Source organism: Agromyces salentinus (assembly GCF_009749395.1).
GTDB classification, from domain to species: domain Bacteria; phylum Actinomycetota; class Actinomycetes; order Actinomycetales; family Microbacteriaceae; genus Agromyces; species Agromyces salentinus.
Window position 1 is genome coordinate 143,572 of record NZ_WBIR01000009.1, and the last position, 24,121, is coordinate 167,692.

Annotated in this window: 24 protein-coding genes and 1 tRNA gene; 17 read left to right on the top strand and 8 right to left on the bottom strand. The window is 70.8% G+C overall.

Features of this window, described 5'->3' with window-relative positions:
• Positions 1-85: 85 nt before the first annotated feature.
• Genes ileS through ndk form a run of 4 tightly spaced genes read left to right on the top strand, consistent with a single transcriptional unit; the run spans position 86 to position 5,638 of the window.
• The gene (gene ileS / locus GQQ95_RS11045) at positions 86-3,391 is read left to right on the top strand and encodes an isoleucine--tRNA ligase (RefSeq protein ID WP_281352029.1); all 3,306 of its coding nucleotides are present in this window, start codon (positions 86-88) and stop codon (positions 3,389-3,391) included.
• Positions 3,388-4,785, top strand: coding sequence for a bifunctional folylpolyglutamate synthase/dihydrofolate synthase (locus GQQ95_RS11050; RefSeq protein WP_157427719.1), 1,398 nt, complete (start codon positions 3,388-3,390; stop codon positions 4,783-4,785). The genes ileS and GQQ95_RS11050 overlap by 4 nt, the downstream gene beginning before the upstream one ends.
• Complete coding sequence (locus GQQ95_RS11055; RefSeq protein WP_246205407.1) at positions 4,782-5,219, top strand: DUF4233 domain-containing protein; 438 nt, start codon at positions 4,782-4,784, stop codon at positions 5,217-5,219. The genes GQQ95_RS11050 and GQQ95_RS11055 overlap by 4 nt, the downstream gene beginning before the upstream one ends.
• Positions 5,216-5,638 (top strand): nucleoside-diphosphate kinase, encoded by a 423-nt coding sequence (ndk, locus tag GQQ95_RS11060; protein ID WP_157427720.1) that lies wholly within the window; start codon positions 5,216-5,218, stop codon positions 5,636-5,638. The genes GQQ95_RS11055 and ndk overlap by 4 nt, the downstream gene beginning before the upstream one ends.
• A gap of 105 nt (positions 5,639-5,743) precedes the next feature.
• Here the strand turns inward: ndk and GQQ95_RS11065 are convergent, their stop codons facing one another.
• A complete protein-coding gene (locus GQQ95_RS11065) occupies positions 5,744-6,370 on the bottom strand; it encodes a vitamin K epoxide reductase family protein (protein WP_157427721.1) in 627 nt (208 codons plus the stop codon).
• A 273-nt stretch (positions 6,371-6,643) separates the two neighbouring features.
• Here GQQ95_RS11065 and GQQ95_RS11070 point away from each other — a divergent pair, with 273 nt between their 5' ends.
• On the top strand, positions 6,644-9,448 hold the full coding sequence (locus GQQ95_RS11070; RefSeq protein ID WP_157427722.1) for an Rne/Rng family ribonuclease: 2,805 nt from the start codon (positions 6,644-6,646) through the stop codon (positions 9,446-9,448).
• 34 nt (positions 9,449-9,482) lie between these two features.
• Here the strand turns inward: GQQ95_RS11070 and GQQ95_RS11075 are convergent, their stop codons facing one another.
• Entirely contained in the window at positions 9,483-9,782 is a 300-nt protein-coding gene (locus tag GQQ95_RS11075; RefSeq protein WP_157427723.1) for a DUF4031 domain-containing protein, read from the bottom strand.
• 252 nt (positions 9,783-10,034) lie between these two features.
• Between GQQ95_RS11075 and rplU the strand changes: the two genes are divergently transcribed.
• The 12 genes from rplU (at position 10,035) to GQQ95_RS11135 (ending at position 18,487) form a co-directional block, all read left to right on the top strand.
• The gene (gene rplU, locus GQQ95_RS11080; RefSeq protein ID WP_157427724.1) at positions 10,035-10,343 is read left to right on the top strand and encodes a 50S ribosomal protein L21; all 309 of its coding nucleotides are present in this window, start codon (positions 10,035-10,037) and stop codon (positions 10,341-10,343) included.
• 28 nt (positions 10,344-10,371) lie between these two features.
• Positions 10,372-10,629, top strand: coding sequence for a 50S ribosomal protein L27 (rpmA, locus tag GQQ95_RS11085; protein WP_055857715.1), 258 nt, complete (start codon positions 10,372-10,374; stop codon positions 10,627-10,629).
• A 73-nt stretch (positions 10,630-10,702) separates the two neighbouring features.
• Positions 10,703-12,262, top strand: a complete 1,560-nt coding sequence (gene obgE, locus GQQ95_RS11090; protein WP_157427725.1) for a GTPase ObgE — start codon at positions 10,703-10,705, stop codon at positions 12,260-12,262.
• Complete coding sequence (proB, locus tag GQQ95_RS11095; protein ID WP_157427726.1) at positions 12,259-13,077, top strand: glutamate 5-kinase; 819 nt, start codon at positions 12,259-12,261, stop codon at positions 13,075-13,077. Before obgE ends, proB begins: the two co-directional genes overlap by 4 nt.
• 9 nt (positions 13,078-13,086) lie before the next feature.
• Positions 13,087-14,355, top strand: coding sequence for a glutamate-5-semialdehyde dehydrogenase (locus tag GQQ95_RS11100; protein ID WP_157427727.1), 1,269 nt, complete (start codon positions 13,087-13,089; stop codon positions 14,353-14,355).
• Positions 14,356-14,406: 51 nt separating this feature from the next.
• Complete coding sequence (locus tag GQQ95_RS11105; protein WP_212275397.1) at positions 14,407-14,634, top strand: hypothetical protein; 228 nt, start codon at positions 14,407-14,409, stop codon at positions 14,632-14,634.
• A gap of 14 nt (positions 14,635-14,648) precedes the next feature.
• Positions 14,649-15,251 (top strand): nicotinate-nucleotide adenylyltransferase, encoded by a 603-nt coding sequence (nadD, locus tag GQQ95_RS11110; protein WP_157427728.1) that lies wholly within the window; start codon positions 14,649-14,651, stop codon positions 15,249-15,251.
• Entirely contained in the window at positions 15,248-16,417 is a 1,170-nt protein-coding gene (locus tag GQQ95_RS11115; RefSeq protein ID WP_157427729.1) for a hypothetical protein, read from the top strand. Before nadD ends, GQQ95_RS11115 begins: the two co-directional genes overlap by 4 nt.
• Before the next feature lie 44 nt (positions 16,418-16,461).
• Positions 16,462-16,830 carry a ribosome silencing factor gene (gene rsfS, locus GQQ95_RS11120; RefSeq protein WP_157427730.1) on the top strand — a complete coding sequence of 123 codons (369 nt, stop codon included), beginning with the start codon at positions 16,462-16,464 and terminating at the stop codon, positions 16,828-16,830.
• A 90-nt stretch (positions 16,831-16,920) separates the two neighbouring features.
• A tRNA-Ala gene (locus GQQ95_RS11125) sits at positions 16,921-16,996 on the top strand.
• Between the two features lie 239 nt (positions 16,997-17,235).
• Complete coding sequence (locus GQQ95_RS11130; RefSeq protein WP_157427731.1) at positions 17,236-17,853, top strand: TMEM175 family protein; 618 nt, start codon at positions 17,236-17,238, stop codon at positions 17,851-17,853.
• 94 nt (positions 17,854-17,947) lie between these two features.
• Entirely contained in the window at positions 17,948-18,487 is a 540-nt protein-coding gene (locus GQQ95_RS11135; RefSeq protein WP_157427732.1) for a hypothetical protein, read from the top strand.
• Between the two features lie 64 nt (positions 18,488-18,551).
• Here the strand turns inward: GQQ95_RS11135 and GQQ95_RS11140 are convergent, their stop codons facing one another.
• From GQQ95_RS11140 to GQQ95_RS11165, 6 genes are all read right to left on the bottom strand, one after another.
• Entirely contained in the window at positions 18,552-20,060 is a 1,509-nt protein-coding gene (locus GQQ95_RS11140) for a dihydrolipoamide acetyltransferase family protein (RefSeq protein WP_157427733.1), read from the bottom strand.
• Positions 20,057-21,085: an alpha-ketoacid dehydrogenase subunit beta gene (locus GQQ95_RS11145; protein ID WP_157427734.1), complete on the bottom strand. Its 1,029-nt coding sequence runs from the start codon at positions 21,083-21,085 to the stop codon at positions 20,057-20,059. Before GQQ95_RS11145 ends, GQQ95_RS11140 begins: the two co-directional genes overlap by 4 nt.
• Positions 21,082-22,230 (bottom strand): pyruvate dehydrogenase (acetyl-transferring) E1 component subunit alpha, encoded by a 1,149-nt coding sequence (gene pdhA / locus GQQ95_RS11150; RefSeq protein ID WP_157427735.1) that lies wholly within the window; start codon positions 22,228-22,230, stop codon positions 21,082-21,084. Before pdhA ends, GQQ95_RS11145 begins: the two co-directional genes overlap by 4 nt.
• 108 nt (positions 22,231-22,338) lie before the next feature.
• The gene (locus GQQ95_RS11155) at positions 22,339-22,833 is read right to left on the bottom strand and encodes an Lrp/AsnC family transcriptional regulator (protein ID WP_212275399.1); all 495 of its coding nucleotides are present in this window, start codon (positions 22,831-22,833) and stop codon (positions 22,339-22,341) included.
• Positions 22,833-23,699: an oxygenase MpaB family protein gene (locus tag GQQ95_RS11160; protein WP_157427737.1), complete on the bottom strand. Its 867-nt coding sequence runs from the start codon at positions 23,697-23,699 to the stop codon at positions 22,833-22,835. The genes GQQ95_RS11155 and GQQ95_RS11160 overlap by 1 nt, the downstream gene beginning before the upstream one ends.
• 6 nt (positions 23,700-23,705) lie before the next feature.
• Positions 23,706-24,121, bottom strand: a 416-nt coding sequence (locus GQQ95_RS11165) for an aggregation-promoting factor C-terminal-like domain-containing protein (RefSeq protein WP_157427738.1), incomplete at its 5' end; no start/stop codon positions are given.

The window sequence follows — 24,121 nt, forward strand, 5'->3', positions numbered from 1 at the left end:
CGCGGCAAGCGAGGTGGTACCGCGGCGGCGGCTCGAAGGGCAACCGCCGTCCTCGCGGAAGCATTCGTTGATCGAAGGAGCCCGCGTGTACCCGCGCACCCCCGACGAGCACGGCGTCGCGCCGTCACCCGACTTCCCCGCAGGCGAGCGGGAGGTGCTCGCCTACTGGAACGCCGACGGCACCTTCCAGGCCTCCATCGACCAGCGCGAGGGCGCACCCGAATGGGTGTTCTACGACGGACCGCCGTTCGCGAACGGTCTGCCGCACTACGGGCACCTGCTCACGGGGTATGCGAAGGACGTCTTCCCGCGCTTCCAGACCATGCGCGGCAAGCAGGTGCACCGCCGGTTCGGCTGGGACACCCACGGGCTGCCCGCCGAGCTCGAGGCCGAGCGGCAGCTCGGCATCACCGACAAGGTGCAGATCGAGGAGATGGGGATCGCGGCCTTCAACGAGGCCGCGCGCTCGTCCGTGCTCCGCTACACGAAGGAGTGGCAGGAGTACGTCACGCGGATGGCGCGCTGGGTCGACTTCGAGAACGACTACAAGACGCTCGACACCACGTACATGGAGTCGGTCATCTGGGCCTTCAAGCAGCTGCACGAGAAGGGCCTGGCCTACGAGGGCCACCGCGTGCTGCCCTACTGCTGGCGCGACCAGACGCCCCTGTCCAACCACGAGCTGCGCATGGACGACGACGTCTACAAGATGCGGCAGGACCAGACCGTCACGGTCACGTTCCCGCTCACGGGCGCCAAGGCCGAGTCGCTCGGCCTCACGGCGGTGCGCGCCCTCGCATGGACGACGACGCCCTGGACCCTCCCGACGAACTTCGCGCTCGCGGTCGGCCCCGACATCCGGTACGCCGTCGTGCCCGCCGGGCCCAACGGCACGCCCGACGCGACCGTGCTGCGCGAGGAGGCCGGCGACCGCGCATCCGACACCAAGGTGCTCGGCGCGGAGTACCTGATCGCGCTCGACCTCCTGGGCAACTACGCGAAGGACCTCGGCTACGAGTCGGCCGACGACGCCCGTGCGGCGGTCTCCCGCACGGTCCTCGGCGCCGAACTCGACGGGGTCACCTACGACCGCCTCTTCGACTACTACGCCGACGTCGAGGCCCACGGCCTCGAGCACGCGTGGCAGGTCCTCGTCGCCGACTACGTCACCACCGAGGACGGCACGGGCATCGTGCACCAGGCTCCCGCCTACGGCGAGGAGGACCAGCGCATCGGCGAAGCGGCGGGTATCCCCGTCATCATCTCGCTCGACGAGGGCGGCCGCTTCAAGCCCGAGGTCACGGATGTCGCGGGCCAGCTGTGGAGCGACGCGAACAAGCCGCTCACGCAACTGCTGAAGGCTGAGGGCCGCCTCCTCCGTCAGGCGAGCTACGAGCACTCGTACCCGCACTGCTGGCGCTGCCGGAATCCGCTCATCTACAAGGCGGTCTCGAGCTGGTTCATCCGCGTCCCCGAGTTCCGCGACCGCATGGGCGAGCTCAACCAGGACATCTCGTGGGTGCCCGAGAACGTGAAGGACGGCCAGTTCGGCAAGTGGGTCGCCGGCGCCCGGGACTGGTCGGTCAGCCGCAACCGGTACTTCGGCTCGCCGATCCCGGTGTGGAAGAGCGACGACCCCGACCACCCGCGCGTCGACGTCTACGGCTCGCTCGAGGAGATCGAGCGCGACTTCGGGCGCCTGCCGCGCAACGGCGCCGGCGAGCCCGACCTGCACCGGCCCTACATCGACGACCTCACGCGCCCGAACCCCGACGACCCCACCGGTGCCAGCACGATGCGTCGGATCCCCGACGTGCTCGACGTCTGGTTCGACTCGGGCTCCATGCCGTTCGCCCAGGTGCACTACCCGTTCGAGAACCGCGAGTGGTTCGACACGCATCACCCCGCCGACTTCATCGTCGAGTACATCGGGCAGACCCGCGGATGGTTCTACGTGATGCACGTGCTCTCGACCGCGCTGTTCGACCGACCCGCATACAAGAACGTGATCAGCCACGGCATCGTGCTCGGCAACGACGGGCAGAAGATGTCCAAGTCGCTGCGCAACTATCCCGACGTCTCCGAGGTCTTCGACCGCGACGGCGCCGACGCCATGCGCTGGTTCCTGATGGCGAGCCCGGTGCTCCGCGGCGGCAACCTCATCGTCACCGAGGAGGGCATCCGCGAGGGCGTCAGGCAGGTCATGCTGCCGCTCTGGAGCACGTGGTACTTCTTCTCGCTCTACGCCAACACGGCGCGCGAGGGCGGGTACGAGGCATCCGCGAGCACCGGCTCGACCGACGTGCTCGACCGCTACCTGTTCGCGAAGCTCCGCGATCTCGTCACGGCCGTGACCCAGGACCTTGAGAACCTCGACTCGACGATGGCCGCAGCAAAGCTGCGCGACTTCGCCGACGTGCTCACGAACTGGTACGTGCGCCGCTCGCGCGACCGGTTCTGGGCCGGCGTGGCCGACGACGGCGCGGGCAGCGAGGCGTTCGACACGCTCTACACCGTGCTCGAGACGTTCACGCGCCTCGCGGCCCCGCTCCTGCCCCTCACCACCGAGCAGGTCTGGCGCGGCCTGACGGGCGGCCGCAGCGTGCACCTCGTCGACTGGCCCGAGGCGGCCGAGTTCCCCGCGGACGAGCCGCTCGTCGCGGCCATGGACGCGGTGCGCGAGATCAGCGGGTCCGTCCTCGCGCTCCGCAAGCAGGCCGGTCGTCGCGTGCGGCTTCCGCTCGCCTCGCTCACGGTCGTGACGAGGGATGCCGCGGCGCTCGCGCCGTTCGAGGGGATCCTCCGCGACGAGCTCAACGTGAAGGCGGTCGACCTCGTCGAACTCGACGCCGCGAGCGCCGAGACCTACGGCGTGACGAAGCGACTGAGCGTCAACGCCCGCGCCGCGGGACCGCGCCTCGGAAAGACCGTGCAGCAGGCGATCCAGGCCGCCCGCTCCGGCGACTGGGGTCTGGATGGCGACACGGTCGTCGCCGGCGGCATCGCCCTTCAGGACGGCGAGTACGACCTCGTGCTCGAGGCCGGGGGAGCCGGCGGCTCCCGCGCCCTCGCGCTCCTCGCCGACGGCGGCTTCGCGATCCTCGAGACCGAGACCACACCGGAGCTCGAGGCCGAGGGCGTGGCGCGAGACCTCGTTCGCGCCGTGCAGGAGGCGCGCAAGGCGGCCGGGTTGGAGGTGGGCGACCGCATCTCGCTCACCCTCTCGGTCGACGCGGCATCCCTGCCCGCCGTCGAGGCGCACCGCGCCCTCATCACGGGGGAGACGCTCGCGGTGTCCCTCGCAGCCCATGAGCTCGACGAGGCGACCGCGGCGGTCACGCAGCCGCTCGCCGGCGGCACCCGCGTGCACATCGGATTGGAGCAGGCATGAGCGACGCGCCCGACGCAACGCCCGAAGACTTCGGCGAAGCCGAGGCCGAGGCACGGGAGGCCGCCGACGCGGTGTACGCGAGCCTCATCGCGCGCGTCGGCGAGGGATCGCCGCGTCCTCGCCTCGCCCCGACACGGCGCGCCGTGGAACTGCTCGGCGACCCGCATCATTCGGCGCCGGTCATCCACCTCACCGGCACGAACGGCAAGACATCGACGAGCCGCATGATCGAGAGCCTGCTCCGGGCGTCCGGACTCCGCACGGGCCTGCTCACGAGCCCGCACCTCGAGCGCTTCACCGAGCGCATCCGCATCGACGGTGCCTCGATCGACGACGAGGCGCTGGCCCGCAACTGGTTCGAGATCGAGCCGTTCATCGCGATCGTCGACGCCGAGCTCGAAGGCGCCGGAGAGGCGCCGCTGACCTTCTTCGAGGTCTTCACGGCCCTCGCCTTCGCGTGCTTCGCCGACGCGCCCGTCGACGTCATGGTGCTCGAGGTGGGCATGGGCGGCGAGTGGGACTCCACGAACGTCGCCGACGGGCAGGTCGCGGTCATCACGCCGATCGACCTCGACCACCAGACCCGCCTCGGCAACGACATCGTCGAGATCGCGCGCACGAAGTCGGGCATCATCAAGCCCGCGGCATCCGTGGTGACGGCCAGGCAGGCCGACGAGGTCATGCAGGTCCTCGAGAACGCGGCCGACCTCACCGAGTCGACCCTCGCGGTCGAGGACGACGCGTTCGCGGTGCTCAGCACGAAGGTCGCCGTCGGCGGGCAGCTCGTCTCGATCCGCGGACTCGCGGGGGAGTACCACGACGTGGCGCTGCCGCTCTTCGGCAGCCACCAGGCGCAGAACGCGGCCGTCGCCGTCGCCGCCGTCGAGGCCTTCATCGGGGCGGGCAGCGTGCGCCTCGCCGACGAGGTCGTCGAGATCGGGCTGGGATCGGTGACCTCCCCGGGTCGGCTACAGATCATCGGTGCCGACCCGACGGTGATCGTCGACGCCGCCCACAACCCGCACGGCGCCAGGTCGCTGGTCGCCGCGCTCGGCGAGGCGTTCGACTTCGACGAGGTCGCGATCGTCTTCGGCGTGCTCGGCGACAAGGATGCCGCGGGCATCCTCGATGCGCTCCTCGACCTCGATGCGCGGTACCTCGTGACGGTGCCCGACTCCGACCGGGCGACCGATGCGGCAGAGCTCGCCGAGCTCGTCGCCGGCAAGGTCGGGGGCGACCGGGTCGCGGTCCAGCCGCGCCTCGACGACGCGCTCGAGGAGGCCCGCCGCTGGGCGGCCGAAGGCACGAAGCGGGCCGTCATCGTCACCGGGTCGGTCCTGCTCGCCGGCGAGGCCATGCGCATCGCCGCCGACCGAGGCTGGAGCGCACGATGACCGGCACGAACGAACCGCAGCCCGACACGGGCGTGGCGCCGCGGGCGACGGCACCGCGGTCGGTGCGCGCGAGCCTCGCGTCGATCGTGCTCGGCTTCGAGCTCATCGTCGTGTTCCTCGCCGCGCTCATGATCTGGGGCCTGACCCCCGAGGACGGTGGCATGTTCGGCCTGCCCCGGTGGGCCGCGCTCGTCGCCGGCGGCGTCGTGATCCTCGTCATGATCGCCACGATCGGCCTCCTCCGGTTCCGCTGGGCGTACGCGCTGGGCTGGGCCGTGCAGGTGCTGATCCTCGCCGCGGGCTTCATCCACCCCGCGATGTTCTTCATCGGCGCGCTCTTCGGCGGCATCTGGACGTACTGCATGATCGCCGGTGAACGCATCGACCGAGAGAAGGCGGCGACGTTCGCCGCCCACCGAAAGGAACAGGAATGACCACCCCCATCGAAGAGACCCTCGTCCTCGTCAAGCCCGACGGCGTGGCCCGCAACCTGACCGGCGAGATCCTGCGCCGCATCGAGGCGAAGGGGTACTCGCTCGTCGACATCCGCCTCGTGCAGGCCGACCGTGAACTCCTCGCGAAGCACTACGCCGAGCACGAGGGCAAGCCGTTCTACGAGCCGCTCGTCGAGTTCATGGAGTCCGGACCGGTCGTCGCGATCCGCGTCGCCGGGAACCGCGTCATCGAGGGCTTCCGCTCGCTCGCCGGCACCACCGACCCGACGACGGCGGCTCCCGGCACCATCCGCGGCGACTTCGGTCGCGACTGGGGCCTCAAGGTGCAGCAGAACCTCGTGCACGGCTCCGACTCGGTCGAGTCGGCCGATCGCGAGCTCGCGCTCTGGTTCGCCTGAGCATCATCAGGACGGCGGATGCCCCGTCGACGCCGAGCGCGTCGACGGGGCATCCGTCACTTCCAGGGCCAGTCATGCCACGGCCCTCGCTCCGCGGCGGTCCGCTCAGCGCCAGAGATTCTGGAGGTCGATCATGACGCGCGGGATCGCGTTCATCTGCGCCTGGGCGAGCAGGACGATGACGGCATAGCAGACCACCGTGATCACGGGGATCCAGCCGTACCAGGCGGCTGCCAGCCGTCGCACACGTTCCGACGTGGGAATATGTCCCGAGCGGAGGTTGTGCAGCGTCACGATCCAGAACACGGGGATGGTGACCGCCCACGTGAGCATGCACCAGGGGCACAGCACGTCGAGCACGTAGATACTCTGGTAGATCAGCCAGCCGACGAACCCGAGCGCGCCCGCGACGCCGACGTTGAGCCCGAGCCAGAACCAGCGCGAGAAGGCGGCTCCCGCGAGGATCGCGACGCCGATCGTGATCACCACCGGCCACGCCATCATGCCGATGAACGGGTTCGGGAACCCGAACGCCGAGCCCTGCCAGGATGCGAGGTTGGTGCTGCACCCGACCAGGACGCCCACGTTGCAGTTCGGGACGTGCTCGGGATCCATCAGCGTGAGGACCTTCTCCAGGGAGAGCTCGTACGCGGCGAGCAGGCCCAGCGCGCCGAGCACGATGAGGGAGATGGCGAGGCCGACGGGTCTCGGGCGAGCTGGGGCATCCGACATGTCTCGATTGTGGCATGCGCAATCGGACGGTTCCCCGCCGGTCGTGCGATAATCGAGGAAGTCGACCGGGCCGCGCCCGGACCGGCGCCAATGAAGGCTTCACGGATGCACCGCATCCGCATGGGCGGTGAGCACACCGCAAGACGTGGCGACAAGGCAACCGGCCGGTCGCAGTAGGTGAGAATTGGCGGTCCTGCGTACCACGCAGTACCGCTCGAGAGAGTACGGAGAGGGTGGCGCGGCCACCCCGACCGGCGTAGGAGTGCACCAGAGATGGTGGAAGGCAACGAGCACCAGAGCAACCAATCCGATTCCAAAGGCGCGCCCAAGCGGCGCGGCGGCCTCTTCGGCGGCCGGCGCGGTCGCGGGCGTGGTCAGCAGGACGCGCCGCCGCAGGCCCAGCAGGTCGACGTCGCGCCTGAGGAGGTCGTGACCGATCCCGCGCCCACGGAGGGCGTCGCGACCGCACAGGCCGAGCCCGCCGCCGTGGCCGACGCGCCGACGGGCGACTCCCAGCAGGAGCCCGCACGCCCCGACCCCGAGGATGCGCCCCACGGCCGACACGTGGCCGAGGGGGGTGACGAGCCGGCCGCCGAGGCGCCGGCCGCCGTGTCGCCGATCCCGGCGAACCTCACGACGACGTCGCTGATCTTCCACGCACCTCCCGTGCTCGTGGTCCCCGACGAGCCGACGCGGCCCGACCGGGGCGAACGCGCCGAGCGCAGCGATCGCGACGGGTCCGATCGCGGCGGCCGCGACACGTCCGATCGCGGCGGCCGTGACGACGACGAGGCCTCGAGCGTGCGTCGCCGCACCCGTCGCCGGAGCGGCGAGGAGCCGCGCGGCAACGGCGACCAGCCTGCGAACACGGTCGTCAAGGTGCGCACGCCCCGCGAGCCCGAGCTCATCACGGAGCCGCAGCGCGTCAAGGGATCCACCCGACTCGAGGCCAAGAAACAGCGCAGGCGCGACGGCCGCGATGCCGGACGCCGCCGCACCATCATCACGGAGTCGGAGTTCCTCGCCCGCCGCGAGTCCGTCGACCGGTCGATGATCGTGCGCGAGAAGGGCGGCCGCATCCAGATCGGCGTGCTCGAGGACGGCGTGCTCGTCGAGCACTACGTCGCGCGCAACCAGGAGGCCTCGCTCATCGGCAACGTCTACCTCGGCCGAGTGCAGAACGTGCTGCCGAGCATGGAGGCGGCCTTCGTCGACATCGGTCGCGGACGCAATGCCGTCCTCTACTCGGGCGAGGTCGACTGGGACGCCGCCGCCGAGAACGGCGAGAAGAACCAGCCGCGGCGCATCGAGCTCGCGCTCAAGCCCGGCGACCGCGTCCTCGTGCAGGTCACGAAGGACCCCGTCGGCCACAAGGGCGCCCGCCTGACGAGCCAGGTCTCACTTCCCGGACGCTACCTCGTGTACGTGCCCAACGGCTCGATGAACGGCATCAGCCGGAAGCTGCCCGACACCGAGCGTGCGCGCCTGAAGAAGATCCTCAAGGAGGTGCTGCCCGAGAACCAGGGCGTGATCGTGCGCACCGCCGCCGAGGGCGCCACCGAGGAGCAACTGACGCTCGACGTCAACCGCCTCATCGCGCAGTGGGCCGACATCTCAGCCCAGCTCGAGAAGGTGCAGGCTCCGGCGCTGCTCCACTCGGAGCCCGACCTGCTCATCAAGATCGTTCGCGACGTCTTCAACGAGGACTTCCAGAAGATGATCATCGAGGGCGACGAGGCGCGCGGCACGATCGAGCGCTACCTCCGTGCGGTGGCACCCGACCTGCTCGAGCGCATCGAGGCCTACGCCGGCGACCGCGACTCGTTCGACGAGTTCCGCATCAGCGAGCAGATCGAGAAGGCGCTCGACCGCAAGGTCTTCCTGCCGTCGGGAGGATCGCTCGTCATCGATCGGACCGAGGCGATGACGGTCGTCGACGTGAACACGGGAAAGTTCGTCGGCTCAGGCGGAAACCTCGAGGAGACGGTCACCAAGAACAACCTCGAGGCGGCGGAGGAGATCGTCCGCCAGCTCCGGCTCCGCGACATCGGCGGCATCATCGTCGTCGACTTCATCGACATGGTGCTCGAGTCCAATCGCGACCTCGTGCTGCGCCGGCTGATCGAGTGTCTCTCGCGCGACCGCACCAAGCACCAGGTCGCCGAGGTCACCTCGCTCGGGCTCGTGCAGATGACCCGCAAGAAGCTCGGCCTCGGCCTGCTCGAGACGTTCAGCGAGCCGTGCGAGGTCTGCGCGGGCCGCGGCATCGTCGTCCACCACGAGCCGGTGCTGAAGCATCGCGCACCGCAGCAGCCCGAACGCCGACGCAACAACGGCCGCGGCGGCAACTCCTCGGGTGCACCTGCCCAGCCGCAGCACGTCGTCGCCGAGCCGAAGGCGCACACCGGCACGCACGCGATCACCGAGGACGTCAAGCACGCCCTCGCCCAGATCGCCGCGTCGACCATCCCGCACTCCGAGCACCGCGACGAGCAGGCCTCGGCGGGTTCCGATGCGCCGGCCGCCACGGAGGCCGGGGAGAAGCCGGCCGACGAGCAGGGCACGCGCTCGGGCCGTCGCCGTGGGCGGGGCCGTCGCGCCTCGCGCGAGCAGACGACTGCGAACACCCCGGCTGAGGAGGATGTCCCGACGTCGACCTCGCCCGAGGAGCCCGCGGATGCCGCGGATGCCGCGGATGCCGCGACGATCGACGCCGCTCCGGCGCCGTCCGTCGGCGAGGACGAGGCACCTGCCGGCGAATTCGACATCGCGGATGCCGCTGCCGGGTCGCAGGAGTCCGCGGAGGCTCGGGCCGAGGCACTGCCCGACGTGGCGGCCATCCTCGACCTGCCCGTCGTCACGACGCCGCGCGCACGGCCCGAGACCGCGGCCACCGCCGAACTCCTCGACTCCGTGCTGGACGCGCTGCCTGCCCCGAAGAAGGCCGGCGAGGGTCGCTCCCGGAGCCGTCGCGTGTCGACCGCGGCGCTGTCACCGGCGGGCGGTGCCCCGGTGATCACCCGCGCGGGCGCTGCGAACGCCGACGACGCCGTGCACGGGGCATCCGAGTCCGACTGAGTCGGTGCGCATCGCGATCGGGCCCCGAGCGACGTCAGTCGGACGGGGCCCCATCGCGTTCGCGTCGCTCCCGCCGTTCGCGGGGCGAGACGCGGAGTCCGCTGGCGGCGAGGCGCCGCACGAGCTCGCGCGGCGCCACGGGCTCGGCCCCGGCTGCGACGAGCTCGTCGTAGCGTTCGACGGGAACGTCGTAGTGGTCGAGGTCGAACGCACGGGCCGGGAGGCCGGCGCGATCGGCGAACGCACGGAGCTCGGCGATCGACTCGTCGCTCACGAGGTGGGACCACGTGGTGCCGTGCTTCGGCCACAGCGGCGTGTCGATGAGCACGGTCATGGCACGATCCTAGGCCGCCCGACTCGCGACGCGCCGATGGCCCGCGTTTGACCCACCCAGATCCATCCGGTAAACTCGACCGTTGGTGCCGCCGCTTATCCCGGTATGCCCCACTGCAGGCTCCTCCCATGGAGAACCGCCTGCACCATCGTTTTCTGGCAGTGACGACCCTCCTTCCCGCTGGGGTCCCGCGCAGTGACACCCCATCAGACAGTCGGAATCCCCGTGGTTCCCCAGAGATAGGTACGAGTAGTGGTTTACGCAGTAGTGCGCGCCGGCGGTCGGCAGGAGAAGGTCGAAGTCGGCACCATCGTGACGACCGACCGCATCAAGGGCGACAAGGACGGCAACGTCCAGCTCGTCCCGGTCCTCCTCGTCGACGGCGACAACATCACCTCCGACGCCAAGTCGCTCGCGAAGGTCACGGTCACGGCAGAGGTCCTCAACGACCTCCGCGGTCCGAAGATCGTGATCCAGAAGTTCAAGAACAAGACCGGCTACAAGAAGCGCCAGGGCCACCGTCAGGAGCTCACGCGCCTCAAGGTCACCGGCATCAAGTAGCAGCAGCGGCTCGCAAGGAGAATCAGACATGGCACACAAAAAGGGAGCGAGCTCCACTCGCAACGGTCGTGACTCGAACGCCCAGCGCCTCGGCGTGAAGCGCTTCGGCGGCCAGGTCGTCAGCGCGGGCGAGATCCTCGTCCGCCAGCGCGGCACCCACTTCCACCCGGGTGCGGGCGTCGGTCGCGGTGGCGACGACACGCTCTTCGCGCTCGAGGCCGGCTCGGTGCAGTTCGGCACCAAGGGCGGCCGCAAGGTGGTCAACATCGTGGCGGCCGGCGAATAGCCGACCGACAGGTTTTCGTGAGGGCGGGCTTCGGCTCGCCCTCACGTGTTTCCAGAGTAGAAAGGCAGGGCGCATGGTCAGCTTCGTCGACGAGGTGACGCTGTTCGTGCGCGCCGGGCACGGGGGCAACGGGTGCGTCTCGGTGCGCCGGGAGAAGTTCAAGCCCCTCGCGGGCCCCGACGGCGGCAACGGCGGCAGCGGCGGCGACATCGTGCTCGTCGCCGACCCCCAGGTCACGACGCTCCTCGCGTACCACGGGCGTCCGCACCGCAGTTCCGGCAACGGCCAGCCCGGCATGGGCGACAACCGGTCGGGCGCGGCCGGTGAGCCGCTCGAACTGCCCGTCCCCGTGGGCACGGTCGTCAAGGACGCCGACGGCGACGAGCTCATCGACATGACCGAGCCCGGCATGCGCTACGTCGTGGCCCCTGGTGGTCAGGGCGGCCTCGGCAATGCCGCGCTCGCGTCGACCAAGCGCAAGGCCCCGGGCTTCGCACTGCTCGGCACGCTCGGTTACGAGGGCGAGGTCAAGCTCGTCCTGAAGTCCATCGCCGACGTCGCGCTCGTCGGCTACCCCTCGGCCGGCAAGTCGAGCCTCATCGCGGCCATGTCCGCGGCGCGGCCGAAGATCGCCGACTACCCCTTCACCACGCTGCACCCGAACCTCGGCGTCGTCGAGGCCGGCGACCACCGGTTCACCGTGGCCGACGTGCCCGGGCTCATCGAGGGCGCGAGCGAGGGCAAGGGCCTCGGCCTCGAGTTCCTCCGGCACGTCGAGCGATGCTCCGCCCTGCTCCACGTCCTCGACTGCGCGACGTTGGAACCCGGTCGCGACCCGATCAGCGATCTCGACGTGATCCTCGGCGAACTCGCCGCATATCCCGTGCCCGAGGGGCAGACGCCGCTCCTCGAGCGCCCCCAGCTCATCGCCCTGAACAAGATCGACGTGCCCGAGGCACGCGAGCTCGCCGAGATGGTCAAGCCCGAGTTCGAGGCCCGCGGCTTCACGGTCTTCGAGATCTCCACCGTCAGCCACGAGGGCCTGCGCCAGCTCGGCTTCGCCCTCGGCGCGCTCGTCGACGAGGAGCGCAAGGCCGCGGCCGCGGCCATCGAGGCCGGCGGGCCGCGCATCGTGATCCGCCCGAAGGCCGTCAACGAGGTCGACTACGTCGTCAAGGCCGAGGGCGGTTCGTACGGCACCATCTACCGCATCCTCGGCGGCAAGCCCGAACGCTGGGTGCAGCAGACCGACTTCGCGAACGACGAGGCCGTCGGCTTCCTTGCCGATCGCCTCGCGCGTCTCGGGGTCGAGGACGCGCTCGTCCGCGCGGGCGCCGTCGCGGGATCGACCGTCGTGATCGGCCCGGGCACCGGAGTCATCTTCGACTGGGAGCCGACGCTCACCTCGACGGCCGAGCTCATCACCGCGCCTCGCGGCACGGATGTGCGCCTCGACGAGAACCGGCGTGCCACGCGTGCCGAGCGTCGGAGCGACTACCACGAGCGCATGGACGCCAAGGCCGAAGCACGCGCGGAGCTCGATCGCGAGCGCGAGGCCGGGATGTGGGCCGATGAACCCGGCGCGGAGGCCGCACCGGCCGCTGCGACGGCGGAGGCCGAGGACGAGCGATGACGATGCGCAGCCGCGCCGACGTCGTCGACGCGAAGCGCATCGTCGTGAAGGTCGGCTCGTCCTCGATCAGCGGGGAGAACGCCGCGCAGATCGAGCCGCTCGTCGACGCACTCGCGGCGGTCCATGGCCGGGGGGCCGAGATCATCCTGGTCTCCTCCGGCGCCATCGCGACCGCGATCCCGTTCCTGTCGCTCGACGGGCGCCCCGATGACCTCGCGACCCAGCAGGCGGCTGCCGCGGTCGGGCAGAACGTGCTGATGTGGCGCTATCAGACGAGCCTCGACCGGTACGGCATCATCGCGGGCCAGGTCCTGCTGACCGCCGGCGACCTCGAGAACGCCACGCCGCGCTCGAATGCGCAACGTGCGATGGACCGACTGCTCGCGCTCCGGGTCCTTCCGATCGTCAACGAGAACGACACCGTCGCCACGCATGAGATCCGCTTCGGCGACAACGACCGCCTCGCGGCGCTCGTCGCCCAGCTCGTCGGCGCCGACCTGCTCGTCCTGCTCTCCGACGTCGATGCGCTCTACACGAAGCCCCCGCATCTCGACGGCGCGGAGCGCATCGCGCATGTGCCGTTCGGCGACGAGCTGGCCGGCATCGAGATCGGATCCGCGGGGCGCGCCGGCGTCGGCACCGGGGGAGCGGAGACGAAGGTGTCGGCCGCGCGCATCGCCGCAGCCGCCGGCACGGCGGTGCTGATCACCGCGACGACCCTCGTCGCGGAGGCCCTCGAGGGAGCCCCGATCGGCACCTGGTTCGATGCCGCAGCCGAGCGTCACACTGGCCAGGCAGAGGCGGCGCTCGCCTAGGCTGAAGCCATGCTGCAGCCCGACTTCGACTCGACGGTGATCGACGCGCGGCTCGCCGCCGCGAAAGAGGCCTCCTACCGCCTCGCGCGCGCGACGACCGCCGAGAAGGACGCCGCGCTGGAGCGCATCGCGTCCGACCTCCGCGCCCGCGCCGACGAGGTCATCGCGGCGAACCGCCTCGATCTCGAGGCCGGCCGCTCCTCAGGTCTCACGACCGGACTGCTCGACCGGCTCGCGCTCGACGAGGGGCGCATCGATGCCCTCGCGGCGGCCGTGCTCGAGGTCATCTCGCTGACAGATCCGGTCGGCGAGACCCTCACCGGACGCACCCTCCCGAGCGGGGTCCGGATCGACCAGATCAGAGTGCCGCTGGGTGTCGTGGGCGCGATCTACGAGGCGCGCCCCAACGTGACGATCGACATCGCGGTGCTCGCGCTGAAGAGCGGCAACGCCGTGGTCCTGCGCGGGGGCTCGGCCGCCGAGCAGACCAACCGGGTCCTCGTCGACGTCCTCCGCGGCGCGATCGACGCCGTCGGGCTGCCGGCCGGCGCCGTCCAGACCGTCGACGACTACGGCCGGGCCGGCGCCCGTCACCTCATGCAGGCGCGCGACTACGTCGACGTGCTGATCCCGCGGGGGAGCGCCGGGCTCATCCGCGCCGTCGTCGACGAGGCGCGGGTTCCGGTCATCGAGACGGGCGCGGGCGTGGTGCACATGTTCCTGGACGCGAGCGCACCGGAGCAGTGGGCGGTCGAACTCGTGCACAACGCCAAGGTGCAGCGTCCGAGCGTCTGCAACGCCCTCGAGACCTTGCTGGTGCATCGTGACGCGGTCGATCGGGTCCTCCCGGCCGTGCTCGATCGGCTGGAGGCATCCGGGGTCACCATCCACGCGGACGAGCGGGTCCGTGCCCTGCGGCCGGAGGCGCTCCCGGTGACCGACGAGGACTTCGCGACGGAGCACATGAGCCTCGACCTGTCGGTGGCGGTCGTGGACTCCATCGATGACGCGCTGGCGCACATCCGCACGTTCTCGACGAGGCACACCGAGTCGATCGTCACCAACGACCTCGCCAATGCCGAGCGCTTCCTCAACGAGGTCGACTCGGCTGCCGTCATGGTCAACGCCTCGACGCGATTCACGGACGGCGCCGAGTTCGGCTTCGGCGCCGAGGTCGGCATCTCGACCCAGAAGCTCCACGCCCGCGGTCCCATGGGACTGCCGGAACTCACCAGCACGAAGTGGATCGTGCGCGGCGCCGGTCACGTGCGCGCCTGACGTCGCTAGACTGTCTCGAGCACCACTGAAGTCTTCGAAAGGAAACGGCGCATGAGCCTCTCCAGCACGGTCCTGACCGGCATCCTCACGTCCGAGTCGGTGAACGCGCGCGAGCTGCCCATGGACTCCTGGGTCTTCGGGCTCATCGCGCTCGTGATCTTCGCCGCGCTGGCATTCGTCACCGCCTCCTACCGCGACGTGGCCAACCGTCACCGGGCCAAGGCCGAGGCGTTCGCCGCGCGCCACGGAGCCGACCACGGCGAGCACGGCGGTCACTGAGCCGGTTCGCCATCGTGACCACCGGTGAGACGCGTCGACCTCGGGTCGGCGTCATGGGCGGAACGTTCGACCCGATCCACCATGGTCACCTCGTCGCCGCGAGCGAGGTCGCGCAGTCGCTCGACCTCGACGAGGTCGTCTTCGTGCCGACGGGGCAGCCGAGCTACAAGACGAACGTCACGGAGGCCGAGCACCGGTACCTGATGACCGTGATCGCGACGGCGTCGAATCCGCGCTTCACCGTGAGCCGGGTCGACGTCGACCGCGCGAAGCCGACGTTCACCATCGACACGCTGCGCGACCTGCGCCGCGAGCGCGCCGACGCCGACCTGTTCTTCATCACGGGGGCCGACGCCATCGCGCAGATCCTCTCCTGGAAGGACGTCGCGGAGCTCTGGGAACTGGCGCACTTCGTGGCTGTGAGTCGACCGGGACATGTGCTCTCCATTCACGGATTGCCGGAGCAGGACGTAAGCTTGTTGGAGGTCCCGGCCTTGGCGATTTCATCGACCGATTGCCGAGACAGGGTGCGCCGGGGTTTCCCGGTGTGGTACTTGGTCCCCGATGGGGTCGTCCAGTACATCTCGAAGCACCACCTCTATCGGAGTGTCGAATGACGTCGTCGCAGGAACCACAGCTGACGCGCCGCGAGATGCGCGAGCGCGAACGCCTGCAGCAGCAGGCGACTTCGCCGACCCCGAATGACGCTCCGGCGGCCCTCCCGCCCGTGACTCCCGTCGTACAGCAGCCGATCGCACCACCGGCCCCCGTGCCCGCGTACGCCGCTCCCACGCCCGCGGGCCAGGGTTCCGCGAACGGCATCGCCGTACCGCGCCAGGCGCCCCCGGCCTCGCCCTACGGACAGCCTTCGCAGGTCCCGGCGCCGTACCCGAACACGGGCACGGCGGCGCCGGTGCCCGCCCCCCTCCCGCCTGCGGCCGCCGCGCCCGTGAGCTTCGCGCCGACGCCCGCGACGCCCGCTCCTGCGGCCCCGCCCGCGCCGTCCGCACGCACGCCCGAGCGCACCCTGACGCGTCGCGAGCTCCGGGCGATGCTCGGCGACGCGGCGACCGACCACGATGACCTCGACGACGTCGACGTCGACGAGGTCGCGGGTGCGACCGCGATGGACGCGCCACGCGCGCCGGCATCCGCAGCATACCCATCGGTCTCGCCGGTTCCGACGACGGCGTCCGGAGATCTGTATCCGCCCACCGGCATGCACCCGAACGCAGGCGTGCCGCGGCAGCCGATTCCGCATCAGGAGTCGGCCGCAGCCGCCGCTGAGCAGCCGCTCGCGACGCCGAAGCCCGTGGGCCACTGGACTTCGCAACTGGATGCCCCGGTCGAGCCGCAGCCCTACGACCAGGTGCTCTCCCGTGGCGGCGTCGGTCGCGGCGTGCCGACCACCACCAACGCGCTCATCCTTCCGTCGCTGCCCGATCACACGGGCATCCCCGCACCGCTCGCCGACAACGGCGAGATCATCGTGACGGGCTCGATCGACCTCCCGCGCAGTTACGGCGCCACCGGCGTGCATCCGAGCCAGATCGATTCGGCCGATGTCGACCGGCTGTTCGACCAGGTCGAGGACGGCGCCAGCGCGGGCGCCCCGGTCTCCGCCACGAGGGCCATCAGCACGCAGAGTGCGGCGAAGGCCGTCATGACGCCCCCGTCGAAAGAGGGCATGAACGTGCCCCTCGTCCTCGCCGTGACCGCGGGCGTCCTGGCGCTCGGCGTCGTCGCCACGCTCGTCATCGGCGCCCTCACCGGGCTCTTCTGAGTCCCGGCTCCTCCAGCCATCCATTCCAGACCGGAAACGAGCGTATGACCGCATCCGACCACGCCCTCGACTCACTCGCCATCGCGGCGCGCGCAGCAGACTCGAAGGGCGGCGACGACCTCGTCGCACTCGACGTGTCGCAGCCGCTTCCGTTCGCCGACATCTTCCTCCTCGTGACCGGAACGTCGGAGCGGAACGTCATCGCGATCGCCGACGAGATCGAGGACGTCCTCCGCGACGCCGGGACGAAGACCCTCCGCCGCGAGGGGCACAGCACCGGCCGTTGGATCCTGCTCGATTTCGGCGACCTCGTCGTGCACGTCTTCCACCCTGAGGACCGCATGTACTACGGCCTCGAGCGGCTGTGGCTCGACTGCCCGGCAGTGCCGCTGGAGCCGCTCCTGGCCGGCTGACGAAGCGGGCGATCAGCCGAGCATCCCTCGATTTCGTTCAGGGCGTGAGGCTGGTGTAAGCTCAATTCGTTGCCTCAAGCGAGGCAGAACGGGTCTGTGGCGCAGCTGGTAGCGCACCTGCATGGCATGCAGGGGGTCAGGGGTTCGAGTCCCCTCAGATCCACCAAATCACGGATGACCGGCACTTTCGAGTGCCGGTCATTTTCGTTTCAGCTCGGTTCCGACTGGGCACTGACTCTCGGTTCCGACTGGGCACCGAGTCGCCGGCGAACCGGATTCGTGGCGATCCATGATGACGTCGGGCGAACGGGTCCTGCACCCAGCCGATAGCGTGGGACATCCGAAGACCGAGGGCGACTGACGACCCCGGTCGGCGTGGCCGCACGGGATTCCGGGGGAGACAGGATGGCACGCACCGAACGCGGACTCGACCGCCTCGTGAACTTCTCCGACGCGACCGTCGCGATCGCCATCACGATCCTGATCCTGCCGCTCGTCGATCTCGCCGGTGACATCGGCGACCAGCACTTCGGCGAGTTCTTCGCCGCGAACGTGGGCTCGTTCGTCGCATTCGTCGTCACCTTCGCGGTCATCGGGAGGTTCTGGGTCATCCACCATCGAGTGTTCGAGCTGGTGCGCGACTACTCGCCCGGACTCGTCTGGGCGAACATGCTCTGGCTGGCCAGCATCGTGTTCCTCCCGTTCGCGGCGAACGCCGTCTCGACGCGCGAGAGCGTGGACGGCAGCTTCGACGCCGCCTACATCGGCACGATGATCGTGACGACGACCGCCATGCTCATCATCGACCTGACCCTCCGGCGGGAGCCCGCGCTGCTCGTCGACGGCGCAGTGGGCGCCATCGATCCGAGCCGCTCGATCAGCGTGCTCGTCGCGCTGCTCGTCGCTGGCCTGCTGGCCTTTCTCGTGCCCGCGATCGGCATGTTGTGGGTGCTGCTCCTGTTCGCTGCGCCGCTGGTCGCGAGGGCGCTCCGCGCCCTCGTTCCCAGCATCCACCGCGCCTAGGCGGGCGGTTGCCGCCGTACGGCGCGGTTCCTTGACCCCCTTCCGGGTGGAGAACACAATTGGGTGTCAGCAACGCATGGGAAGCAGGGAGAGCATGAGCGACGCGAGCACTCGTCCGGTCTACAGCCAGGGAGCCTCGAGCGAGCCGGCGGTGACGCGGGCCGAGCCGGGTCTGCCCGACGACGGATTCCCCGAGCTCCAGGACGGCACCACGTCGGCGGAGGTCGCTCCCGAGAAGGCGACGAGCGGCCGCGTCTGGAGCCGCGACCTGCGGTTCATGCTGGTCGTCCTGGTCGCCATCGCGGCGCTCTTCCTGGCGTTCGCACTGCTCATCGCGTTCAGCCCCACGGGCGCCGCGATCAGCGCCCTCGCGATCATCGCGGCGCCGATCGCGACCATGGTGGCGGCGTATTACGGCATCTCGCTGGCGCTGCGCCAGGTGAGCGAGGCCAGGCATGCGGCCGAGGCGGCGGAGGCTCGCGCGCGTGCCGCCGAGACGAGCGCCCGGGAGTCCGACGCCTGGGCCGCCCAGATGGAGTCCGGCCTCCGGGTCGCCGTCGCGAAGCTCAAGGGCGCCTCCGTCGACACGCGCGACGTCGAGCGGGCGGCCGGCACCCCCGACGAGTTCTTCTGATCCGTCCGAATGGAACGGCCCGGTCCTCGAGAGGGGACCGGGCCGTTCCGTCGTCGTGGCGAGATCAGAGGTCGGCCAGGACCGAGACGGGTCGTTCGATCGAGCGCGCGACCTCGGTCAGGAAGGCGGCGGCCTCCGCCCCGTCGCAGACGCGATGGTCGAACGACACGGTCAACTCCGTGACGCGGCGAACGGCCAGTGCTCCGTCGACGACCCACGGGCGCTCGACGATGCGACCGATGCCGAGCATCGCCGCCTGCGGATGGTTGATGATGGCGGCCGACCCGTCGACCCCCAGCGTGCCGTAGTTGTTCAGCGTGAAGGTCCCGCCGGACAGGGCCGAGGGCGGGAACCGTCCCGACGACGCCTGTTCGGTGCGTTCCGCGATCGCGTCGCGCAACACGCGGAGCGACATGCGGCCGGCGCCGTGCACGACCGGCACGACGAGCCCGCGCGGCGTCTGGGCGGCCATGCCGAGGTGCACGTCGTCGTGGAACACGATCTCGTCCCGCTCGGCATCGAAGGCCGCGTTCAACGACGGATGCCGCACCAGGGCCGCGACCGTGAACCTGGCCACGAGCGCGGTGATGCCGAAGCTCTCGCCGGTCGCCGCGAGCAGATCCCGACGGGCCTCGAAGAGGCCTGTCGCGTCGACGTCCATCCAGACCGTGGCATCCGGGATCTCTCGGCGCGAGCGCGTGAACTGGGCGGCGGCGGCCTTCTGCAAGCGATCGAGCGGAACCCGCCGTTCGCCGCTCGTGCGCCCGGGCTCCGCAGCGTCGGCCTCGGCGTCGCGATGGCCCGATGGCGCGGCCGACGCATCGGCGGCGGGAGCCGGCGCTGCGGCAGGAGCCGGCACCGCGATGGGGCCGTCACCGCGACGGGCGATGAAGGACTCGACGTCGCGGCGGACCACGAGGTGCTGCGGTCCGCTGCCCTCGAGCCGGCTCGCATCGAACCCGTGTTCGCGGGCGAGACGGCGCACGAGCGGCGACACGACGGGGGACCGGCGCGCGGGATCCAGCTCGAGGATCGCCGTTGCCGTCGAGGCAGGCCCCTCGCCATCGGGGGATCCGGCCGGTTCCGCCGGGCCCGATCCGCGTCCACGACCGAAGCGGGACGGCGCCGACGAGGATCGAACGGTCGGGGCACTCGCCCTGGTCCCGTATCCGATCAGTACGGCGCCGGACTCCTCCGCCGGCGCCGACTCCGCCACGACGATGCCGGGCTCTGCCGGCTGGGCGGTCGCGGGCGACTCGGCACCCGAGTTCGTTCCGCCGCCGGTGCCGGCCTGCGCAGTCGGGGCCGCGTTCGGTTCGGCCGCATCCGCGGCTTCCGGCTGCGCAAGGCTCAGGAGCACCTGGCCGGCGTGCAGCACCTGGCCCACCTCGCCCCCGAGCGCGGCGACGACGCCGGCGAACGGGGTCGGCAGTTGCACGACCGACTTCGCCGACTCAAGTTCGACGACCGGTTGGTCGATGCGCACCTCGTCGCCGGGCTGGACGAGCCAGGCGACGACCTCGGCCTCGGTCAGTCCCTCGCCCAGGTCGGGGAGGATGAAGTCCCGGTTCATGCGAGGTCCCATTCCCACGTGGCGAGCGCGGCGAGCACGCGATCGGGCGTCGGGAGGTGGAACTCCTCGAGCTTCGGCGACGGGTAGGGGATGTCGAAGCCGGTGATGCGGAGCACGGGCGCCGCGAGGTGGTGGAAGTTGCGCTCGGTCACGCGTGCGGCGACCTCGGCACCGTATCCGCCGAACTGCGCGGCCTCGTGGATCACCGCGGCTCGCGAGGTCTTGCGCACGGAGGCGGACACGGTCTCATCATCGAAGGGCGAGAGGCTCCGCAGGTCGACGACCTCGATCGAGAGCCCCTCGGCAACTGCGGCATCCGCTGCCTCGAGCGCGGTGCGAACGGTGGGTCCGTAGGCCAGCAGCGTCACGTCGGCGCCCTCGCGCACGACGACGGCCCGGTCCATCGGCGCCGTGCGCACCGGAAGCTCGAGCGCATCCTTGGCCCAGTACCGGCTCTTCGGCTCCATGAAGACGACGGGGTCCTCGCTCTCGATGGCCTCGCGCAGCATCGAGTACGCGTCGGCGGGGTTCGAGGGCATGACCACGGTGAGGCCCGGCGTCGCCGTCCAGTAGGCCTCGGACGAATCCGAGTGGTGCTCGACCCCGCCGATCGCGCCGGCGCACGGGATGCGCACGACCATCGGCAGCGGCATCCGCCCCTTCGTCCGATTGCGCATCTTCGCCACGTGCGAGACCATCTGCTCGAACGCGGGATAGCTGAACGCGTCGAACTGCATCTCGACGACGGGTCGCATGCCGTACATCGCCATGCCGATGGCCGTTCCGACGATGCCGGACTCGGCCAGCGGTGAGTCCCAGATGCGGTCCTCGCCGAACGTGGACTGCAGGCCGTCGGTCACGCGGAAGACGCCGCCGAGGGGCCCGACGTCCTCGCCGTAGACGACGACGCGGTCGTCGGCGGCCATGGCGTCGCGGAGCGCCGCGTTCAGCGCGCCCGCCATCGTGAGCGTCGCGGGTGCGGATGCCGCGGGCTCGGGTCGTGCGTCGGTGCGGGTCGCGCTCATCGGGCGGCCCCGGCGTGTGCGGCGGGGGTGCTCCCGGATGCCGCGGCTTCGGCGAGCTCGGCCGCGAGGCGTCCGCGTTGCTCGAGGAGCGCGGCGCGGGGATTCGCGTAGACGTGGTCGAAGAGCTCGAGCGGGTCGATCGTCGCCTCCGCGGTCATGACCTGCCGCGTGTCGGCGGCGACCTGCTCCGCGGCATCCGCGATCTCGGTGCGCACGTCCTCGGGGAGGGCGCCCTCCGATACGAGATATCGCTCGAGTCGTTCGATGGGGTCCCGACGCTTCCAGTGCTCGACGTCGCGCGCCGCGCGGTATCGCGTGGGGTCGTCGGAGTTCGTGTGCGCCTCGATGCGGTACGTGAGGCCCTCGATGAGGGTCGGCCCTCCGCCCGACCGCGCGCGCTCGATCGCCGCGCGCGTGACGGCGAACATCGCGGCGACGTCGTTCCCATCGACATGGAACCCGGGCATGCCGTAGCCGACGGCCTTGTCGGCGAGCGTGGCCGCCCGCGTCTGCCTCGAGAGCGGGACGCTGATGGCGAACTGGTTGTTCTGGACGATGAAGACGGTGGGCGTCTGCCAGACCGCCGCGAAGTTGAATGCCTCGTGGGCGTCGCCCTCGCTCGTCGCGCCGTCGCCGAGCATCGTGAGCGCGACGATCGGATCGTTGCGGAGGCGTGCGGCATGGCTCAGCCCGACGGCGTGCAGCGCCTGGGTGGCCAACGGCGTCGCCTGCGAGGCGGTGCGGTGCGCGTGCTGGTCGTAGCCGTTGTGCCAGTCGCCGCGGAACGAGGCGAGGATGTCGCCCGGCTCGATGCCGCGGGTGAGCAGCGCGACGCTGTCGCGGTAGGTCGGGAAGAACCAGTCACACGCCTCGAGCGCCGAGATGGCACCGATCTCGCAGGCCTCCTGGCCCAGCGCCGACGGGTAGGTCGCGAGCCGACCCTGCCTGGTGAGCGCCGTCACCTGGACGTCGAAGCGGCGTGCGACGACCATGCGGCGATAGAGATCGAGGAGCGTCGCCGGGTCGGGCAGGTCGAACCCGCCGGTGGCGCTGCCATGCACGGCATGACCGGCGTTGTCGAGGAGCCGGATGGGCTTCTGGGACGGTAGGGACCGGGTATCGGGTCGCTCGACGCTGAGACTCATGGCTCCATCGTGGAACGAGGGGATGCCGCCGATCAGCGCTTTCCCGAAAGCGTGAACGATCGGCATCCACGCGGCGCAACGCAGGCCGTTCGTCCCGGCGGGAACGCCTCAGGGGCGCCAGATGTCCAGCGACTGCGCTGGCGGTCGACCGTCGATCTCGGCGAGGATGAGGTGCGACCTCGTCGAGACGACCCCGGGCAGGTCGTGGATGTCGCGGAGGATCGCCTGGCTCAACTGCTCGTGGTCGGGAGCACTGACCGTGAGCATGATGTCGATGTCGCCCGACACGGCCTGCACCTTCTCGACGAACGGGAGCGTCGCGAGCTTCGCGGCGATCGCCTCCCAGGACGCGTCGCCGCCGATGCGGACGACGACGAGGGCCGAGATGTTCAGGCCGATCGCCTTGCGATCGATCTGGGCCCCGAACCCGGTGATGACGCCGCGGGCCATGAGGTGCTGCACGCGGTTGTGGGCGGCGGTGCGGGAGATGTGCACGCGCTCCGCCAGGGTGCGCACCGAGAGACGTCCGTCGCGGCTCAGCTCCGCGACGATGCGACGATCGATGCTGTCGATCGGTTCGGCATGGCGGTTGTGCTCGGTCATCATCGTCCTTGTCGCTCACGCTCAGCGTACCGGCGACGGGCACGACGGAGCGAGTGCCGCATCGGCGCATCGCGGACGCGCCGGGGGAGTCGTGGCCAGAGCCAGGCGACACCGCCGAGCCAGGCCTCGGCGGCACGGGCCGCTCGCGGGGTCCACCGGAACCCGAACGCGTCGCGGATCGCGGGAGGCAGCAGGGCCGCGGTCATGAGTCGCACCGGTGGCAGCAGGAGGCCCACGCCCGGAGGAAGGGCCGAGGATGCCCCGAGCAGCGTGCGTGCGACCGATCGCGCCTGCTCGCCCACGCGAAGCGTCGCGAGCCGGGCCTCCCACCATGCGTCGAACTCCGCCCTCGTCGTCGGCCATCCCTGCCGAGCGCCCTGCAGGCTGAACCCGAGGGGGGCGTACCCGCGCACGATGGCGTCGGCACGGACGGCGTCCAACGGGCCCCAGACCCGCTCGTGGACCTCCAGGGCCACGGCGAGGAGCGTCGACGCGACCCAGCGCTGGGCGTCGGCGTCGAAGGCGCTGTACCGGACGGCGTCGTCGGCGGCCTCCTGCACCCGGTCCGAAGAGGCCGGAGTGGAGGCGGGCGCATCCAGCATGCCCCGTACGGGCACGTGCCGGGCGTTCACGCGACGGACCGCTTCGTCCGCGATATCCGCATCCCCGAACCCGATCGCGTAGACGTAGTCGAGGGTGCCGAACAGCCGGTCGAAGGGCCGCTCGGCGAAGTCGCTATGCCGGGCGACCCCGTGCGCGACGCGGGCGTCGGCGAGCTGGAGGAGGATCGCGGCGCCGCCCCCGAGCAGGAGGACGCCTTCGGCGGCATGGGCGCGGAACACCGCGCGTTCGTCGAGGTCGGCCATGACCCATCAGTACCAGTTCACGGCCTCCGAGTGCGCCCACGCGGCGCACGGGGACCCGTACCTGGAGGAGATGTAGGACAGGCCCCATTCGATCTGCGTGGCCGGGTTCGTACGCCAGTCGGCGCCCGCACTGGCCATCTTGCTCCCAGGCAGCGACTGCGGGATGCCGTACGCCCCGCTCGAGGTGTTGTACGCGTCGGCCCGCCAGCTCGACTCGCGCATCCAGAGCGAGTACAGGCACTGGAACTGGCCGTCGTCCCAGCCGTACCTCGCGACGGCGGATGCCGCGTAGGCCTGCGCGCTTCCCGGGTCGACCACGATGCCGGGCGGTGGCGCCTCGGTGTCGGCGCCCCCGCCGCCCCCGCCGCCCCCAGCGCCGCCGCCGGCCGCTGCAGCCGCTGCCGCCGCGGCTGCAGCGGCAG

Bases quoted from the DNA above. Each gene is read 5' to 3' on its own strand.
- GQQ95_RS11050 (WP_157427719.1), top strand. From the start codon at position 3,388: ATGAGCGACGCGCCCGACGCAACGCCCGAAGACTTCGGCGAAGCCGAG.
- GQQ95_RS11055 (WP_246205407.1), top strand. From the start codon at position 4,782: ATGACCGGCACGAACGAACCGCAGCCCGACACGGGCGTGGCGCCGCGG.
- ndk (WP_157427720.1), top strand. From the start codon at position 5,216: ATGACCACCCCCATCGAAGAGACCCTCGTCCTCGTCAAGCCCGACGGC.
- GQQ95_RS11065 (WP_157427721.1), bottom strand. From the start codon at position 6,370: ATGTCGGATGCCCCAGCTCGCCCGAGACCCGTCGGCCTCGCCATCTCC.
- GQQ95_RS11070 (WP_157427722.1), top strand. From the start codon at position 6,644: ATGGTGGAAGGCAACGAGCACCAGAGCAACCAATCCGATTCCAAAGGC.
- GQQ95_RS11075 (WP_157427723.1), bottom strand. From the start codon at position 9,782: ATGACCGTGCTCATCGACACGCCGCTGTGGCCGAAGCACGGCACCACG.
- rpmA (WP_055857715.1), top strand. From the start codon at position 10,372: ATGGCACACAAAAAGGGAGCGAGCTCCACTCGCAACGGTCGTGACTCG.
- obgE (WP_157427725.1), top strand. From the start codon at position 10,703: ATGGTCAGCTTCGTCGACGAGGTGACGCTGTTCGTGCGCGCCGGGCAC.
- proB (WP_157427726.1), top strand. From the start codon at position 12,259: ATGACGATGCGCAGCCGCGCCGACGTCGTCGACGCGAAGCGCATCGTC.
- GQQ95_RS11100 (WP_157427727.1), top strand. From the start codon at position 13,087: ATGCTGCAGCCCGACTTCGACTCGACGGTGATCGACGCGCGGCTCGCC.
- GQQ95_RS11105 (WP_212275397.1), top strand. From the start codon at position 14,407: ATGAGCCTCTCCAGCACGGTCCTGACCGGCATCCTCACGTCCGAGTCG.
- GQQ95_RS11115 (WP_157427729.1), top strand. From the start codon at position 15,248: ATGACGTCGTCGCAGGAACCACAGCTGACGCGCCGCGAGATGCGCGAG.
- rsfS (WP_157427730.1), top strand. From the start codon at position 16,462: ATGACCGCATCCGACCACGCCCTCGACTCACTCGCCATCGCGGCGCGC.
- GQQ95_RS11130 (WP_157427731.1), top strand. From the start codon at position 17,236: ATGGCACGCACCGAACGCGGACTCGACCGCCTCGTGAACTTCTCCGAC.
- GQQ95_RS11135 (WP_157427732.1), top strand. From the start codon at position 17,948: ATGAGCGACGCGAGCACTCGTCCGGTCTACAGCCAGGGAGCCTCGAGC.
- GQQ95_RS11140 (WP_157427733.1), bottom strand. From the start codon at position 20,060: ATGAACCGGGACTTCATCCTCCCCGACCTGGGCGAGGGACTGACCGAG.
- GQQ95_RS11145 (WP_157427734.1), bottom strand. From the start codon at position 21,085: ATGAGCGCGACCCGCACCGACGCACGACCCGAGCCCGCGGCATCCGCA.
- pdhA (WP_157427735.1), bottom strand. From the start codon at position 22,230: ATGAGTCTCAGCGTCGAGCGACCCGATACCCGGTCCCTACCGTCCCAG.
- GQQ95_RS11155 (WP_212275399.1), bottom strand. From the start codon at position 22,833: ATGACCGAGCACAACCGCCATGCCGAACCGATCGACAGCATCGATCGT.
- GQQ95_RS11160 (WP_157427737.1), bottom strand. From the start codon at position 23,699: ATGGCCGACCTCGACGAACGCGCGGTGTTCCGCGCCCATGCCGCCGAA.